A 16,363-nucleotide genomic window follows, 5' to 3' on the forward strand; every position below is an offset into this window, starting at 1 on the left:
ACATTCATATAACATAAAAAGGGAGGAACTATTATGGATGTCATTATCGAACTAGCCAATAAGCTGTTCAAACCTATCTTGGATATGGGTGGACCGATCATCATGCTGATCATTTTGACAGTATTGGCTCTACTTTTTGGAGTGAAATTCTCCAAAGCGCTTGAAGGTGGTATCAAACTTGCCATCGCTCTTACTGGTATCGGTGCTATCATCGGTATGCTAAATGGTGCTTTCTCAGCATCACTTGCAAAATTCGTTGAAAATACTGGTATTCAATTGAACATCACCGACGTTGGTTGGGCACCACTTGCTACAATCACTTGGGGCTCTGCTTGGACACTTTACTTCTTGCTCATCATGTTGATTGTCAACGTAGTGATGCTTGCTATGAAGAAAACTGATACACTTGACGTTGATATCTTCGATATCTGGCACTTGTCTATCACAGGTCTTTTGATTAAATGGTATGCAGACAACAATGGCGTTAGCCAAGGAGTTTCACTCTTCATTGCGACTGCAGCAGTTGTGCTTGTAGGGGTTCTTAAAATTATCAACTCTGACTTGATGAAACCTACATTCGACGACCTTCTTAACGCACCAAGTTCATCACCAATGACTTCAACTCACATGAACTACATGATGAACCCAGTTATCATGGTTTTGGATAAGATTTTTGAAAAATTCTTCCCAGGTCTTGATAAATATGACTTTGATGCTGCTAAATTGAACAAGAAAATCGGTTTCTGGGGATCTAAATTCTTCATCGGTTTCATCCTTGGTATTGTTATCGGTTTGATGGGTACTCCACATCCAGTTGCTGGCGTAGAAGATGCATCAAACTGGCAATTAGTTATTAAAGGTTGGTTGTCTCTTGGTTTGACAGCTGGTGTGTCTTTGGAACTCTTCTCACTTATCGGTTCATGGTTCATCGCTGCCGTAGAGCCACTTTCACAAGGTATTACAAACGTTGCTACTAAACGTCTTCAAGGACGTAAATTCAACATCGGTCTTGACTGGCCTTTCATCGCTGGTCGTGCTGAAGTTTGGGCTTGTGCAAACGTACTTGCACCAATCATGTTGGTTGAAGCAGTACTTCTTTCAAAAGTCGGAAATGGTATCTTGCCACTTGCAGGTATCATCGCTATGGGTGTTACTCCAGCTCTCTTGGTTGTAACACGTGGTAAATTGCTCCGTATGATCATCTTCGGAACTCTCTTGTTGCCACTCTTCCTTCTTTCAGGTACCCTTATCGCACCATTTGCAACAGAACTTGCTAAAGGTGTAGGTGCCTTCCCAGAAGGTGTGAGCCAAACTCAATTGATCACTCACTCAACTCTTGAAGGACCAATCGAAAAACTTCTTGGTTGGACAATTGGTAACACTACAACAGGTGATATCAAAGCAATCCTTGGTGCTGTAGTCTTCCTTGTATTCTATATCGGTATCTTTGCTTGGTACAGAAAACAAATGATCAAACGTAACGAAGAGTACGCAGCAAAAGCAAAATAATGCGCTCCTATAAAATGTAAGCTCAATGAAAATCAAAGAGCAAACTAGAAAGCTAGTCGCAGGTTGCTCAAAACACAGTTTTGAGGTTGTAGATAACACTGACGAAGTCAGTGATCATATCTACGGCAAGGCGATGCTGACGAAGTTTGAATTGGATTTTCGCAGAGTGTAAATTGTTGAAACTAGGTTGTCATACCATTAGGAGTGACAGCCTAGTTTTTTATAAACTATCAAGAAATCGGAGAAAATAATGGTAATTGAATTAAAATCAGAACAATTAAGTGTTCAATTTAACAGTTTTGGTGGGGCTCTGTCTTCTATAAAAGATGCTGAAGATCTTGAGTATTTGTGGCAAGGAGATGCTACTTATTGGAGTGGACAAGCTCCTGTTCTCTTCCCTATTTGTGGTTCTTTACGTAATGACACAGCTATTTATATAGATAGTGAAGGAAATGAATTTAAAGGAAACATTCCAAGACATGGATTAGTTCGCAAAAAAGAGTTTGACTTGGTAGAAAAAACTGATAATAGTGTAACCTTTGCTATCGAAGATGACGAATCTTCTTATGAAAACTATCCTTATCATTTCCGCCTAGAAATCACTTATATCCTTACTGGCAAGACAGTACGAACTCAATACAAGATTTTCAACAAAGAAACTAGCAAGGTCATGCCTTATTTTATCGGTGGGCATCCAGGCTTTAATTGTCCTCTACTTGATGATGAAGACTATGAAGATTACTATTTAGAGTTTGAGAAAGCAGAAACTTGCTCTGTTCCACGTCCTTTCCCAGAAACAGGTATGTTGGATTTCCAAGATAGAAGTCCATGGCTAGAAGGTCAAAAAGAAGTAGACCTCAGCTATGATTTGTTTAGCACAGATGCAGTTACTTTAGATGAATTACAATCTAGAACAATTGCCCTTCGTTCTCGTAAACATGATAAAGGGTTGAAAGTGCACTTTGCAGAGTTCTCAAATCTCATTATCTGGTCAACTTTGAATAAGGGACCTTTCATTGCTTTTGAACCATGGTCTGGCTTGTCAACATCCCTTGAAGAAGGAGATCATCTAGAAGATAAGAAGAATGTTCGCCTCCTAGAACCTGGTCAAGTAGATCAAATTGGTTTTGATATCGAAATCTTTTAGATAAAAAACCACAAAAACAAACATTAACTGTTGACTTTTTCGATAAATAGGAGTATATTATGTTTGTAAGCAACAAATGATGTTTGTAACAAACAAATAATCACTTGTTATATTCTCTTTGAAAGAGAGATTATTTATAGGAAACTGATTTCCTAAACTTGAATAAGGTGTCATTCATCTCATTCAATCCAATTTGTCAATAAACTGCTAGAAAGCTTTTTGTAGATGAACTGCTAACTATAAAAGTCTTTACTAGCCTAGAAAAATAAAAAGGAGTATACAATATGTCTATTGTTATCGGTGCAGATGCTGCAGGTTTGAGATTGAAAGAAGTTGTGAAAGACTTCTTGGAAAAAGAAAACTTCCACGTTGTGGATGTTACAGCTGAAGGTCAAGACTTTGTTGATGTGACTCTTGCTGTTGCTGCAGAAGTAAACAAAGAAGAACAAAACCTTGGTATTGTCATTGATGCTTATGGTGCTGGTCCATTCATGGTTGCAACTAAAATCAAAGGAATGGTTGCTGCAGAAGTATCTGACGAACGTTCAGCTTATATGACTCGTGGACACAACAACTCACGTATGATCACTATGGGTGCACAACTTGTCGGTGATGAATTGGCTAAAAACATCGCTAAAGGATTTGTTAACGGTAAATACGATGGTGGACGTCACCAAATTAGGGTCGATATGTTGAACAAAATGTGCTAATACTCTTCAAAAATCAAGATAATCTGTTGTCAGCTCACTTTAGCTAACCTCAGTTATGCTTGCAGCTCGCTTCCTAAGCTAATCTTGATTTTTTTTGAGTAGGGATAAATGATATTAGATTTATATAATTAATCGGAGGGAATAACTAATGAGAATTGCAATTGGATGTGACCACATCGTAACAGATGAAAAAATGGCGGTTTCAGAATTTTTGAAATCAAAAGGATATGAAGTCATTGACTTTGGTACATATGACCATACACGTACTCACTACCCAATCTTTGGTAAAAAAGTAGGGGAAGCTGTAACTAGCGGTCAAGCTGATCTTGGGGTATGTATCTGTGGTACTGGTGTTGGTATCAACAACGCTGTAAATAAAGTTCCAGGTGTCCGTTCTGCCTTGGTTCGTGATATGACAACAGCGCTTTATGCTAAAGAACAATTGAATGCCAACGTTATCGGTTTTGGTGGTAAGATTACTGGTGAATTGCTTATGTGTGATATTATTGAAGCTTTCATCCATGCTGAATACAAACCATCTGAAGAAAACAAGAAATTGATTGCGAAAATTGAACACCTTGAAAGTCACAATGCTCAACAAACAGATGCAAACTTCTTCACTGAATTCCTTGAAAAATGGGATCGCGGAGAATACCACGACTAAGAGGTGACCTATGATTTTAACAGTCACAATGAACCCATCCATTGATATTTCCTATCCCTTGGATGAGTTGAAGATTGATACTGTCAATCGTGTGGTGGATGTAACCAAAACTGCCGGTGGTAAAGGCCTCAATGTTACCCGAGTACTTTCAGAATTTGGCGATTCAGTTCTTGCTACTGGTTTAGTTGGTGGCAAACTTGGTGAGTTTTTAGTTGAAAATATTGATGATAATGTTAAGAAAGATTTCTTTTCTATTCAGGGAGAAACTCGTAACTGTATCGCTATTCTTCACGGAGACAACCAAACAGAGGTTCTTGAAAAAGGTCCTGTAGTCTTGGAACAGGAAGGTCAAGACTTTTTGAAACATTTCAAAAATCTCCTGGAGTCAGTTGAAGTAGTAGCTATCTCAGGTAGTCTCCCAGCTGGCCTTCCAGTTGATTACTATGCGAGCTTGGTAGAACTTGCTAATCAAGCTGGCAAACCTGTAGTCTTGGACTGCTCTGGTGCAGCTCTTCAGGCTGTTCTTGAATCATCACATAAACCAACAGTCATCAAACCAAATAATGAGGAATTGTCTCAGCTTCTTGGAAGAGAAGTTTCTGAGGATTTGGATGAATTAAAAGAAGTCCTTCAAGAACCTTTGTTTGCAGGTATTGAATGGATTATCGTTTCACTTGGTGCCAATGGTGCCTTTGCCAAACATGGTGATACTTTCTACAAGGTCGATATTCCTAGAATTCAGGTAGTCAATCCTGTCGGATCTGGAGATTCTACTGTAGCAGGAATTTCTTCAGGACTTCTTCATAAAGAATCAGATGCAGAACTGCTCATCAAGGCAAATGTCCTTGGTATGCTCAATGCTCAAGAAAAAATGACTGGTCATGTCAACATGGCCAACTATCAAGCTCTATATGATCAATTAATAGTAAAAGAGGTATAAAATGGCTTTAACAGAACAAAAACGTGTACGCTTAGAAAAACTTTCTGATGAAAATGGTATCATCTCAGCCCTTGCTTTTGACCAACGTGGTGCTTTGAAACGCCTCATGGCTCAACACCAAACAGAAGAACCAACTGTGGCTCAAATGGAAGAATTGAAAGTTTTGGTAGCAGATGAATTGACTAAATACGCTTCATCTATGCTTCTTGACCCTGAGTATGGACTTCCAGCGACTAAAGCTCTTGATAAAAAAGCTGGTCTTCTTCTTGCTTATGAAAAAACAGGTTACGACACAACAAGCACAAAACGCTTGCCAGACTGCTTGGATGTTTGGTCTGCAAAACGTATTAAAGAAGAAGGTGCAGATGCAGTTAAATTCTTACTTTACTATGATGTAGATAGTTCAGACGAACTCAACCAAGAAAAACAAGCCTACATCGAACGCATCGGTTCTGAGTGTGTGGCTGAAGATATCCCATTCTTCCTTGAAATCCTTGCTTACGATGAAAAAATTGCGGACGCAGGTTCTGTAGAATACGCGAAAGTAAAACCACACAAAGTTATCGGTGCTATGAAAGTCTTCTCAGACCCACGCTTTAACATTGATGTCTTGAAAGTAGAAGTTCCTGTTAACATTAAATATGTTGAAGGCTTCGCTGAAGGTGAAGTAGTTTATACACGTGAAGAAGCAGCAGCCTTCTTCAAAGCACAAGATGAAGCAACTAACTTGCCATACATCTACTTGAGTGCTGGTGTATCAGCTAAACTCTTCCAAGATACTCTTGTATTTGCCCATGAATCAGGTGCAAACTTTAACGGAGTTCTTTGTGGCCGTGCAACATGGGCTGGATCAGTTGAAGCTTACATTAAAGATGGTGAAGAAGCAGCTCGCGAATGGCTTCGCACAACTGGATTTGAAAACATTGATGAACTCAATAAAGTTCTTCAAACAACAGCAACTTCATGGAAAGAACGCGTGTAAGAAAGTCCTCCTAGTTTAGGAACATGAATCTAAAAATTTTTAAAAAAAGTTGTATGTAAAGGTTTACAAAAAAACTTACTTGTGCTATACTTAAATCACAAGTTAATACAAGGTGAGTGTTACTAAGTAATATTAGGCATGATCACAGGTGAATTAGAAATCGGATGATTTTCTAGTTCATTTGTGGTCATTTTTTGTACTCATATACCTTTAAAATATAAAAGGAGGTTGACATGTATCGAATTCTAAATCCAATGAATCACAATGTTTCACTTGTCAGAAATGATAAAGGAGAAGAAGTGATTGTAATTGGTAAGGGGATTGCATTTGGAAAGAAGAAGGGAGATTTGATTGCTGAAAATCAGGTTGAGAAAATCTTTCGGATGAAGACCGAAGAGTCCAGAGAAAACTTTATGGCTCTCCTCAAAGATGTTCCGCTTGATTTTATCACAGTGACCTATGAAATCATTGATAAGCTATCAAAGAAATATCATTATCCGATTCAAGAGTATCTCTACGTAACCTTGACAGATCATATTTACTGTTCTTACCAAGCTCTAGCACAAGGAAGGTATAAGGATAGTAATCTGCCAGATATTTCCACTAAGTATCCTGTCGCTTTTCAAATCGCAAATGAAGCTTTTGAAATTTACTGTCAGAAGCTAGCAGATCATTTTCCTGAGGACGAAATTATTCGGATTGCTTATCATTTCATCAATGCCGAAGGTGAAAATGAAGTAGAAGTAGTTAAGTCGATTGATAAGAGGAAAGAAATTCTTAGTAATGTTGAGGAAGTTCTAAAGGACTATGCAATTCAACGAACCAAAGAGAATAACCATTTCTATGATCGCTTTATGATCCATTTGAATTATTTCTTGGATTATTTAGACAGATCTAGAGATGATAACCAATCACTTCTGGATATGGAAGATCATATTAAACAATCCTATCCAAAAGCCTTCGAGATTGGTTCTAAGATTTATGATGTGATTACGCAACATACGGGTCTTGATTTGTATAAAAGTGAACGAGTTTATCTAGTTCTACATATCCAACGTTTATTGTCATAAAAATTTATTTAAAACTATATAAGGAGAATTCTATCATGAATAGAGAAGAAGTAACATTGTTAGGTTTTGAAATCGTAGCCTATGCTGGAGATGCTCGTTCAAAACTATTGGAAGCCTTGAAGGCTGCTGAAGCTGGTGATTTTGCGAAAGCGGATAGCTTAGTTGAGGAAGCTGGTGCTTGCATCGCAGAGGCTCACCACGCGCAAACAAGTCTATTAACTAAGGAAGCTTCAGGTGAGGACTTAGCTTATAGTGTAACCATGATGCATGGCCAAGACCACTTGATGACAACTATCTTGTTAAAAGATTTGATGCACCATTTAATCGAACTTTATAAGAGAGGAGCTAAATAATGAATAAACTCATTGCATTTATTGAGAAAGGAAAGCCTTTCTTTGAGAAACTATCTCGTAATATCTATCTTCGTGCTATTCGTGATGGTTTTATTGCAGGTATGCCTGTTATTCTCTTCTCAAGTATCTTTATCTTGATTGCTTTTGTACCAAACTCATGGGGCTTTAAATGGTCTGATGAAGTTGTAGCTTTTCTGATGAAACCTTACAGCTATTCAATGGGAATTCTGGCTCTCTTAGTAGCTGGTACAACTGCCAAGTCATTGACGGACTCAGTTAACCGTAGCATGGAGAAAACAAATCAAATCAACTATATGTCAACATTGTTGGCAGCAATTGTTGGTTTGTTGATGTTGGCAGCTGACCCTATCGAAAATGGTCTAGCTACTGGATTCTTGGGGACAAAAGGTTTGCTTTCAGCCTTCCTTGCTGCCTTTGTTACTGTAGCCATCTATAAGGTTTGTGTTAAGAACAACGTCACTATTCGTATGCCTGACGAAGTTCCACCAAATATCTCACAAGTCTTTAAAGATGTGATTCCATTCACTCTCTCAGTTGTTTCACTTTATGCTCTTGATTTACTAGCTCGTCATTTTGTTGGTGCAAGCGTAGCTGAATCAATCGGTAAATTCTTTGCACCACTCTTCTCAGCAGCAGACGGATACCTTGGTATTACCATTATCTTTGGTGCCTTTGCCTTCTTCTGGTTTGTTGGTATCCATGGTCCATCTATCGTTGAACCAGCTATCGCAGCTATTACCTATGCCAATGCCGAAGTCAACTTAAACCTTCTCCAACAAGGGATGCACGCTGACAAAATTCTTACTTCTGGTACACAAATGTTTATCGTTACCATGGGTGGTACAGGTGCGACACTAGTTGTTCCATTCATGTTCATGTGGTTAACAAAATCAAAACGTAACCGTGCAATCGGACGTGCTTCAGTAGTTCCTACCTTCTTCGGTGTAAATGAACCAATCTTGTTTGGTGCACCACTTGTGTTAAACCCAATCTTCTTCATTCCATTTATCTTTGCTCCAATCGCAAACGTTTGGATCTTCAAATTCTTTATTGAAACTCTTGGAATGAATTCATTTACTGCTAATCTACCATGGACAACCCCAGCTCCACTAGGTCTAGTTCTTGGTACTAACTTCCAAGTTCTATCATTCATTCTTGCTGCCCTTCTAATCGTGGTTGACGTTGCCATTTACTATCCATTCCTTAAGGTCTATGATGAACAAATTCTAGAAGAAGAGCGTTCAGGTAAGTCTAATGATGAATTGAAAGAAAAAGTTGCTGCAAACTTCAACACTGCAAAAGCGGATGCTATTCTTGAAAAAGCTGGTGTAGAAGCAGCACAAAACACCATCACTGAAGAAACAAATGTCCTCGTTCTCTGTGCTGGTGGAGGTACAAGTGGTCTCCTTGCAAATGCTTTGAACAAGGCAGCTGCAGAATACAATGTTCCTGTGAAAGCAGCAGCAGGTGGCTATGGTGCTCACCGTGAAATGTTACCAGAGTTTGATTTGGTTATCCTTGCCCCTCAAGTTGCTTCAAACTTTGAAGATATGAAAGCAGAAACAGATAAACTCGGTATTAAACTTGCCAAGACAGAAGGCGCTCAATACATCAAATTAACTCGTGATGGAAAAGGTGCTCTAGCATTCGTGCAAGCGCAATTCGATTAACGATAGGGACTCTGAAACAGTCTCCTCTCGTTACGGAAATTGCTATGGCGAATTTCCTAATCGCCTTGTTAATTCGTCGGTAAAAAGATATCGTTTTTACCTCCTCATGTCACAATTCGATTAATAATAGGGACTATGAAATAGTTTCCTCTCGTTACGGAAATCGCTATGGCGAATTTCCTAATCGCCTTATTAATTCGTCGGTAAAAAGATATCGTTTTTACCTCCTCATGTCACAATTCAGTGACTTGCTACAAGAAGTGAGATGGAGAAGGATGGCTCACTGACTCCTCTCCTCTCACTTTTACTTTATTTAAATCAAGAAATAGGTGAAAAAAATGACAAAAACATTACCAAAAGACTTTATTTTTGGTGGCGCAACAGCTGCCTATCAAGCAGAAGGTGCTACACATACTGATGGTAAAGGACCAGTAGCGTGGGATAAATATCTTGAAGATAACTACTGGTACACTGCAGAACCAGCCAGTGACTTTTACAATCGATATCCAGTTGACCTCAAGCTAGCAGAAGAGTATGGTGTCAATGGTATTCGAATTTCTATTGCCTGGTCACGTATTTTCCCGACTGGTTATGGTCAAGTAAATGCTAAAGGTGTTGAGTTTTATCATAATCTATTTGCAGAGTGTCACAAACGTCATGTTGAGCCCTTTGTAACTCTTCATCACTTTGACACGCCAGAAGCTCTCCACTCAAATGGAGACTTCTTAAACCGTGAAAATATTGAACACTTTGTAGAATACGCGGCTTTCTGTTTTGAAGAATTCCCAGAAGTTAACTATTGGACAACCTTTAATGAAATTGGACCAATCGGTGATGGTCAATACTTGGTTGGTAAATTCCCTCCAGGAATTCAGTACGACCTTGCCAAAGTCTTCCAATCGCACCACAATATGATGGTTTCTCATGCGCGTGCAGTCAAGCTATATAAAGATAAAGGTTATAAAGGTGAAATTGGTGTTGTTCACGCACTGCCTACTAAATATCCTCTAGATCCTGAAAATCCAGCAGATGTTCGCGCTGCTGAGTTGGAAGATATTATTCACAATAAATTTATCTTAGATGCAACTTATCTAGGTCGCTATTCAGATGAAACAATGGAAGGTGTCAACCATATCTTATCAGTCAATGGTGGTAGCTTAGATCTTCGTGAAGAAGATTTCACAGCATTAGAAGCAGCAAAAGATTTGAACGACTTCCTTGGAATCAATTACTATATGAGTGACTGGATGGAAGCCTTTGATGGAGAAACTGAAATTATCCATAATGGTAAGGGTGAGAAAGGAAGCTCTAAATACCAAATCAAAGGTGTTGGTCGTCGTGTAGCTCCTGACTATGTACCACGTACAGACTGGGATTGGATTATATATCCTCAAGGTTTGTATGATCAAATCATGCGAGTGAAGAAAGATTATCCTAACTACAAGAAGATTTACATCACTGAAAATGGACTTGGTTATAAAGATGAGTTTGTCGATAACACTGTTTACGATGATGGTCGTATTGATTATGTGAAACAACACTTGGAAGTCTTGTCTGATGCGATTGCAGATGGCGTTAATGTAAAAGGTTACTTCATTTGGTCATTAATGGATGTCTTCTCTTGGTCAAACGGTTATGAAAAACGTTATGGTCTCTTCTATGTAGACTTTGAAACTCAAGAACGTTATCCTAAGAAATCAGCTCACTGGTACAAGAAAGTAGCGGAAAGTCAGATTATAGACTAGTAGAATTAGTAATTAGATATAGAATTCTAGTGAGGCAAAAAGATGTTCAAAGATTTTATCCAATCAATTTATGAAAAAGTTTATATTATCAATTTTGATAAATGTTCTCAAATACCTTGTTTGACTAATGATGAGCTGAAAAATCTTGGGAAATGGTATGTCTCGACCGGTAAAGAATGGATTTGCCATTCAGACTATGAGCTGGAAGAATTTAAAAATATCTTTTTAAATTTTATCAGTCCTGAAGAACGGGATAATATCTTCTTTGATTCAGATTTTGTGCCGTTTCAACAATCATAAAGAATCTAGGAAACTCTTTGTAAAAATCTTCATCAAAAAAATGCGTCATATTAAGATTCTTATTTTCTTGATATGACGCATTTTATATTTTATCAATCCTCAGTTTTATGGTTTAGAAAGAATAATTTTTGTTTGTTTTGAAAGTTGTTCGAAGGTTTCTTTGCTCAGTTTAGAATCTGAAACGATGGTATCAATATCAGAGATATTGTAGAAGGTATAGAAATCAAATTTATTGAACTTACTATTGTCAGCTAGTAAGTATTTTTTATTGGAATTATTGAGGGCGATGCGTTGGGATTCACCTTCCTCTTCACTAAAGGTCGCAATCGCATTGTCCTTAATACCATTACAGCTAACGAAGGCTTTAGAAAATTGAAGATTAGCCAAGTTTTGCAAGGTTAGTGTTCCCACAAAGGCTCCAGTAATAGAGCGATAGTTTCCACCGATTAAAATCAAATCTGTTAGTTTTCGTTCGTTTAAGATGAGAAAGACTGGTAAACTGTTTGTTACAACACGAATATTATCAATTGGAAGTTCACGGGCAAAAGATTCCAAGGTTGTACCTGGGCCAATAAAAATGGTTTCTCCTTCATCAATTAAATGGCCTGCAAAACGGCTGATTTCTTGTTTTTCTGCAATCTGTAAGCTTTGTTTTTCAGTATTGGAACGTTCATTATTTAAAATGGAACCTGTGCGAATTTTTTCAGCTCCACCGTGAACCCGAACAAGTAAATCTTTATCAGCTAACTCTTGCAAGTAGCGTCTAGCAGTCATATCTGATACATCCAAGCGAGTCATGATTTCTTTTACAGTAATAGTTCCCTTTGTATTTACCGTTTCTAGAATATTATCTAGTTTTTCCTGCTTTAGCATCGTTATCACCTCTATTTCTATTACTATTTTATCATAAAGTGTTCAATCAATCAATTTAAAAAACAAAAGAAAACAAAAACAAAAATACCATGGTTGTTTTAAACAAACCATGATATTCGTTATCAGTTCTGGAATAATTGAGTTAGTCCAAACCGTAGTTGTAGTCATCGTCTTGCATGGCTTCAACTTCACCAAGGAGGTAACCATTTCCGACTTGAGAGAAGAAGTCGTGGTTGGAAGTTCCTGTTGAAATACCGTTCATAACGATTGGGTTGACATCATCAGCTGAGTCTGGGAAGAGTGGATCTTGTCCCAGGTTCATGAGCGCCTTGTTAGCATTGTAGCGAAGGAAGGTTTTGACTTCTTCCGTCCAACCAACACCGTCATAGAGGCTTTCTGTATAGCCTTCTTCATTCTCGTAAAGAGTATAGAGCAGATCGTACATCCATTCTTTGAGTTTTTCTTGCTCTTCTTCAGGCAATTCATTGAAACCAAGTTGGAATTTGTAACCAATGTAGGTTCCGTGAACAGATTCATCACGAATAATCAGTTTGATGATTTCCGCAACGTTGGCTAGTTTGTTATTACCAAGGTAGTAGAGGGGAGTGAAGAAACCAGAGTAGAAGAGGAAGGTTTCAAGGAAAACGCTGGCTACTTTCTTTTCAAGTGGGTTACCGTTTAGGTAGATTTCGTTAACAATCTCAGCCTTCTTTTGTAGGTAAGGATTGGTATTGGTCCATTCGAAAATTTCTTCAATCTCAGCCTTGGTATTTAAGGTAGAAAAGATTGATGAATAAGATTTAGCGTGGACAGATTCCATAAATTGGATGTTATTGAAAACAGCTTCTTCATGTGGTGTACGGATGTCTGCGCGAAGGGCTTGAACTCCAGTTTCAGATTGCATAGTGTCGAGAAGGGTTAAACCACCAAAGACTTTTCCAACTAAGTCTTTTTCTACACTTGATAGCTTTCTCCAGTCATCCAAGTCATTTGACAAGGGAATACGTGTATCAAGCCAGAATTGCTCCGTCAGTTTCTCCCAAGTTGATTTGTCGATGACATCTTCGATGGCATTCCAGTTAATGGCTTTGTAGTAAGTTTCCATTTGAAATCTCTTTCTGTATATAATAATGCTGTTGTACAATCGTTTTTGCTTTATGATAATTCCTTTAGTGTATCGCACAAAAAGTCGGAGAACCGACTTTTACATGTGCTTAGCTAGTTTATAAAATGTTTGATTAAGTTCTCTTTTGATGCTAGCTTACTAAACTTACAGAGAAATAGTAATTCCTTTGATTAAAAACTAAATCACACAGCTTTCACATTGGTTAGCACCGACTTCTCCACCGTCGTCTGTAAAGGTACGGACGTAGTAGATAGACTTGATACCCTTGTTAAAGGCATAGTTACGAAGGATAGACAAGTCACGTGTTGTCTGTTTGTTTTCTTTCTTCCATTCGTAAAGACCTTTTGGAATGTCACTACGCATGAAGAGAGTAAGTGAAAGTCCTTGGTCTACGTGTTCAGTTGCAGCGGCGTAAACATCGATGACTTTACGCATATCCATGTCGTAGGCAGAAGTGTAGTAAGGAATGGTTTCTGTTGATAAGCCAGCAGCAGGGTAGTAGATTTTCCCGATTTTCTTTTCTTGACGTTCTTCGATACGTTGTGTAATCGGATGGATAGAAGCAGAAACGTCATTGATGTAACTGATAGAACCATTTGGCGCTACAGCAAGGCGGTTTTGGTGGTAAAGACCATCTGCTTGAACCTTGTCACGAAGTTCAGCCCAGTCAGCAGCACTCGGAATAAAGACGTCTTTGAAGAGTTCTTTAACACGGTCTGATTTTGGAACAAACTCGCCAGTTATATACTTGTCGAAGTAGCTTCCGTTAGCATAGTCTGATTTTTCAAAATTATGGAAGGTAATACCACGTTCACGCGCAATATTGTTTGACTCAACCAAAGTCCAGTAGTTCATAAGCATAAAGTAGATACTTGTAAACTCAACAGACTCAGGTGATCCATATTCAATTAGTTGTTGTGCAAGGTAGCTGTGAAGTCCCATGGCACCAAGACCAAAGGTGTGAGCTTGGCTATTTCCATGATCAATTGTAGGTACAGCTACGATGTGCGAACTATCTGTCACGAAAGTAAGGGCACGAACCATAGCACGGATAGAACGACCAAAGTCAGGTGAAGTCATCATGTTGACAACGTTTGTTGAACCAAGGTTACATGAGATATCAGTACCCATTTGGAGATATTCTTGAGCATCGTTGATCAAGCTTGGTTCTTGGACTTGAAGAATCTCAGAACACAAGTTACTCATGATAATCTTACCATCAACAGGATTTGCACGGTTAGCAGTATCAATGTTGACGACATAAGGATAACCAGATTCTTGTTGCAATTTAGAAATTTCAGTTTCCAAATCACGCGCCTTGATTTTTGTCTTACGGATGTTTGGATTTGCGACCAATTCATCGTATTTTTCAGTGATGTCGATGTAGTTGAATGGCACACCATACTCTTTTTCTACAGAGTAAGGGCTGAAGAGGTACATTTCTTCATTTTTACGTGCCAATTCGTAGAATTTATCTGGTACCACGACACCAAGTGAAAGAGTTTTTACACGAACTTTTTCATCGGCGTTTTCTTTCTTAGTTGAAAGGAAGGCGATGATATCTGGGTGAAAGACATTGAGGTAAACAACCCCAGCACCTTGACGTTGACCCAATTGGTTAGAGTAAGAGAAACTATCTTCGAAGAGTTTCATGACTGGTACGACACCAGAGGCTGCTCCTTCATAGCCTTTGATAGGTGCACCAGCTTCACGAAGGTTGCTGAGGGTAATTCCCACACCACCACCGATACGTGAAAGTTGAAGAGCTGAGTTGATAGAACGTCCGATAGAGTTCATATCGTCAGTTACTTGGATTAGGAAGCAAGATACTAACTCCCCACGGCGAGCACGTCCAGCATTCAAGAAGGAAGGAGTAGCAGGTTGGTAGCGTTGGTGGATGATTTCATTGGCAATATCGATGGCAACAGCCTCATTCCCGTCAGCGAAATAAAGGGCGTTAAAGAAGACGCGGTCTTCCATACTTTCAAGATAATATTCACCGTCGTTTGTCTTCAAGGCATATTGATTGTAAAACTTATAGGCAGCCATGAACGACTTGAATTGGAAGTTTTGGTCTTTGATAAATTGTGACAATTCTTCCAAGAACTCTGGACGGTATTTCTTGATAAAGGCTGTTTCGATGTAGTTGTGTTCAATGAGGTAGTTGATTTTATCCTTGATTGAATCAAAAACCATAGTGTTTGGAACTACATTTTCTTTAAAGAAAGCATCCAAGGCTTCCTTATCTTTATGAAGCATGATTTGTCCATTGACAGGACGGTTGATTTCGTTATTGAGACGGAAGTAAGTCACGTCCTCAAGATGTTTTAATCCCATAAAATTTCCCTTATCTAATTACAAAAGAAAGGCTTCTAAGTTAGCCCTAGAAGCAGTTTCTTCTGGATGATGTACTAAGATTATGCTAATTGTTTTAGTTTTCCTGGTTGGAAACCTGAAAAGACTTCAGTTGGTGTTTGGATAACAGGAGCTGCGCTGAAACCGAGCTCTTTAACCTGATCGATGTACTCAGGTTGCTCATCAAGATTGATTTCACGATAAGCGACATTATTACTGTCCAAGAAACGTTTGGTCATCTTACATTGGACACAGTTGTTTTTAGAATAAACGGTTACCATTGTGTAACTCCTTTTTCAAAATAGATTACTTTCTTAGTATATCAGAAATTAAAATTTTGTCAACGATTTGAAACTAAATATAGTGGTCTGTTTTTGTACATAAGTAAACAAAACACAATATGTAGTGTTTGTTTTGTAAAATAGTGATGATTTTCCTATAAGTTGTTTTTTGGAAAACTCTATCCTGTGTTTTGTTATCTAGGATAGAAGATTTTCAGGAAGTTATCTGAAAGGAAATCGAATAAATCCCATAAAATGCTTGAAAAAAATCCTAGAAGATGATATAATACCAAATTGTAAGGGTTATCACATATAACTCAAAAAAGAAAGAACAAAAGGAGAGTCAAACTATGGCTTCTAAAGATTTCCACGTAGTGGCAGAAACAGGTATTCACGCACGTCCAGCAACATTGTTGGTACAAACTGCTAGCAAATTTGCTTCAGATATCACTCTTGAGTACAAAGGTAAATCAGTTAACCTTAAATCAATCATGGGTGTTATGAGTCTTGGTGTTGGCCAAGGTGCTGACGTAACGATCTCAGCTGAAGGTGCAGATGCAGATGACGCAATCGCTGCAATCTCAGAAACAATGGAAAAAGAAGGATTGGCATAAGGA

Annotated in this window: 16 protein-coding genes; 12 read left to right on the forward strand and 4 right to left on the reverse strand. The window is 38.4% G+C overall.

Annotation, left to right across the window (positions count from 1 at the left end; translation table 11 throughout):
• The first annotated feature begins 33 nt into the window (after positions 1-33).
• The 11 genes from ACORHU_RS04375 to ACORHU_RS04425 all read left to right on the forward strand — a co-directional run bounded on the left by ACORHU_RS04375 (position 34) and on the right by ACORHU_RS04425 (position 11,111).
• The gene (locus ACORHU_RS04375; RefSeq protein WP_153225885.1) at positions 34-1,509 is read left to right on the forward strand and encodes a PTS galactitol transporter subunit IIC; all 1,476 of its coding nucleotides are present in this window, start codon (positions 34-36) and stop codon (positions 1,507-1,509) included.
• Positions 1,510-1,759: 250 nt separating this feature from the next.
• Positions 1,760-2,656 carry an aldose 1-epimerase family protein gene (locus ACORHU_RS04380; RefSeq protein WP_153225884.1) on the forward strand — a complete coding sequence of 299 codons (897 nt, stop codon included), beginning with the start codon at positions 1,760-1,762 and terminating at the stop codon, positions 2,654-2,656.
• Positions 2,657-2,940: 284 nt separating this feature from the next.
• Positions 2,941-3,366 (forward strand): galactose-6-phosphate isomerase subunit LacA, encoded by a 426-nt coding sequence (gene lacA, locus ACORHU_RS04385; protein ID WP_000029277.1) that lies wholly within the window; start codon positions 2,941-2,943, stop codon positions 3,364-3,366.
• A gap of 148 nt (positions 3,367-3,514) precedes the next feature.
• A complete protein-coding gene (lacB, locus tag ACORHU_RS04390; protein WP_001216910.1) occupies positions 3,515-4,030 on the forward strand; it encodes a galactose-6-phosphate isomerase subunit LacB in 516 nt (171 codons plus the stop codon).
• Between the two features lie 10 nt (positions 4,031-4,040).
• A complete protein-coding gene (locus tag ACORHU_RS04395) occupies positions 4,041-4,970 on the forward strand; it encodes a tagatose-6-phosphate kinase (protein WP_434365018.1) in 930 nt (309 codons plus the stop codon).
• A gap of 1 nt (position 4,971) precedes the next feature.
• Positions 4,972-5,952 carry a tagatose-bisphosphate aldolase gene (gene lacD, locus ACORHU_RS04400; RefSeq protein ID WP_434365020.1) on the forward strand — a complete coding sequence of 327 codons (981 nt, stop codon included), beginning with the start codon at positions 4,972-4,974 and terminating at the stop codon, positions 5,950-5,952.
• 233 nt (positions 5,953-6,185) lie between these two features.
• A complete protein-coding gene (locus ACORHU_RS04405; RefSeq protein ID WP_434365022.1) occupies positions 6,186-7,022 on the forward strand; it encodes a PRD domain-containing protein in 837 nt (278 codons plus the stop codon).
• 35 nt (positions 7,023-7,057) lie between these two features.
• Positions 7,058-7,375, forward strand: coding sequence for a PTS lactose/cellobiose transporter subunit IIA (locus ACORHU_RS04410; protein ID WP_001078318.1), 318 nt, complete (start codon positions 7,058-7,060; stop codon positions 7,373-7,375).
• Complete coding sequence (locus ACORHU_RS04415; protein WP_434365025.1) at positions 7,375-9,066, forward strand: lactose-specific PTS transporter subunit EIIC; 1,692 nt, start codon at positions 7,375-7,377, stop codon at positions 9,064-9,066. The genes ACORHU_RS04410 and ACORHU_RS04415 overlap by 1 nt, the downstream gene beginning before the upstream one ends.
• Before the next feature lie 338 nt (positions 9,067-9,404).
• The gene (gene lacG / locus ACORHU_RS04420; RefSeq protein ID WP_020900695.1) at positions 9,405-10,811 is read left to right on the forward strand and encodes a 6-phospho-beta-galactosidase; all 1,407 of its coding nucleotides are present in this window, start codon (positions 9,405-9,407) and stop codon (positions 10,809-10,811) included.
• 42 nt (positions 10,812-10,853) lie between these two features.
• Positions 10,854-11,111 carry a DUF3884 family protein gene (locus tag ACORHU_RS04425; RefSeq protein ID WP_020900696.1) on the forward strand — a complete coding sequence of 86 codons (258 nt, stop codon included), beginning with the start codon at positions 10,854-10,856 and terminating at the stop codon, positions 11,109-11,111.
• 105 nt (positions 11,112-11,216) lie between these two features.
• Here the strand turns inward: ACORHU_RS04425 and ACORHU_RS04430 are convergent, their stop codons facing one another.
• The 4 genes from ACORHU_RS04430 to nrdH form a co-directional block, all read right to left on the reverse strand.
• Positions 11,217-11,984, reverse strand: a complete 768-nt coding sequence (locus tag ACORHU_RS04430; protein ID WP_033680188.1) for a DeoR/GlpR family DNA-binding transcription regulator — start codon at positions 11,982-11,984, stop codon at positions 11,217-11,219.
• A gap of 142 nt (positions 11,985-12,126) precedes the next feature.
• A complete protein-coding gene (gene nrdF, locus ACORHU_RS04435) occupies positions 12,127-13,089 on the reverse strand; it encodes a class 1b ribonucleoside-diphosphate reductase subunit beta (protein ID WP_000451388.1) in 963 nt (320 codons plus the stop codon).
• Between the two features lie 198 nt (positions 13,090-13,287).
• Entirely contained in the window at positions 13,288-15,447 is a 2,160-nt protein-coding gene (gene nrdE, locus ACORHU_RS04440; protein WP_434365028.1) for a class 1b ribonucleoside-diphosphate reductase subunit alpha, read from the reverse strand.
• A gap of 80 nt (positions 15,448-15,527) precedes the next feature.
• A complete protein-coding gene (gene nrdH, locus ACORHU_RS04445; protein ID WP_000259240.1) occupies positions 15,528-15,746 on the reverse strand; it encodes a glutaredoxin-like protein NrdH in 219 nt (72 codons plus the stop codon).
• 350 nt (positions 15,747-16,096) lie between these two features.
• Here nrdH and ACORHU_RS04450 point away from each other — a divergent pair, with 350 nt between their 5' ends.
• The gene (locus tag ACORHU_RS04450; protein ID WP_000146947.1) at positions 16,097-16,360 is read left to right on the forward strand and encodes a phosphocarrier protein HPr; all 264 of its coding nucleotides are present in this window, start codon (positions 16,097-16,099) and stop codon (positions 16,358-16,360) included.
• The last annotated feature ends 3 nt before the right edge of the window (positions 16,361-16,363 follow it).

This window comes from Streptococcus sp. KHUD_015, assembly GCF_051106265.1.
In the GTDB taxonomy this organism is placed as follows: Bacteria; Bacillota; Bacilli; order Lactobacillales; family Streptococcaceae; genus Streptococcus.

Coding starts and splice junctions, on each gene's coding strand:
- ACORHU_RS04375 (WP_153225885.1), top strand. CDS start 34: ATGGATGTCATTATCGAACTAGCCAATAAGCTGTTCAAACCTATCTTG.
- lacG (WP_020900695.1), top strand. CDS start 9,405: ATGACAAAAACATTACCAAAAGACTTTATTTTTGGTGGCGCAACAGCT.
- lacA (WP_000029277.1), top strand. CDS start 2,941: ATGTCTATTGTTATCGGTGCAGATGCTGCAGGTTTGAGATTGAAAGAA.
- nrdF (WP_000451388.1), bottom strand. CDS start 13,089: ATGGAAACTTACTACAAAGCCATTAACTGGAATGCCATCGAAGATGTC.
- ACORHU_RS04395 (WP_434365018.1), top strand. CDS start 4,041: ATGATTTTAACAGTCACAATGAACCCATCCATTGATATTTCCTATCCC.
- ACORHU_RS04410 (WP_001078318.1), top strand. CDS start 7,058: ATGAATAGAGAAGAAGTAACATTGTTAGGTTTTGAAATCGTAGCCTAT.
- nrdH (WP_000259240.1), bottom strand. CDS start 15,746: ATGGTAACCGTTTATTCTAAAAACAACTGTGTCCAATGTAAGATGACC.
- ACORHU_RS04425 (WP_020900696.1), top strand. CDS start 10,854: ATGTTCAAAGATTTTATCCAATCAATTTATGAAAAAGTTTATATTATC.
- ACORHU_RS04415 (WP_434365025.1), top strand. CDS start 7,375: ATGAATAAACTCATTGCATTTATTGAGAAAGGAAAGCCTTTCTTTGAG.
- nrdE (WP_434365028.1), bottom strand. CDS start 15,447: ATGGGATTAAAACATCTTGAGGACGTGACTTACTTCCGTCTCAATAAC.
- ACORHU_RS04450 (WP_000146947.1), top strand. CDS start 16,097: ATGGCTTCTAAAGATTTCCACGTAGTGGCAGAAACAGGTATTCACGCA.
- lacD (WP_434365020.1), top strand. CDS start 4,972: ATGGCTTTAACAGAACAAAAACGTGTACGCTTAGAAAAACTTTCTGAT.
- ACORHU_RS04405 (WP_434365022.1), top strand. CDS start 6,186: ATGTATCGAATTCTAAATCCAATGAATCACAATGTTTCACTTGTCAGA.
- ACORHU_RS04380 (WP_153225884.1), top strand. CDS start 1,760: ATGGTAATTGAATTAAAATCAGAACAATTAAGTGTTCAATTTAACAGT.
- lacB (WP_001216910.1), top strand. CDS start 3,515: ATGAGAATTGCAATTGGATGTGACCACATCGTAACAGATGAAAAAATG.
- ACORHU_RS04430 (WP_033680188.1), bottom strand. CDS start 11,984: ATGCTAAAGCAGGAAAAACTAGATAATATTCTAGAAACGGTAAATACA.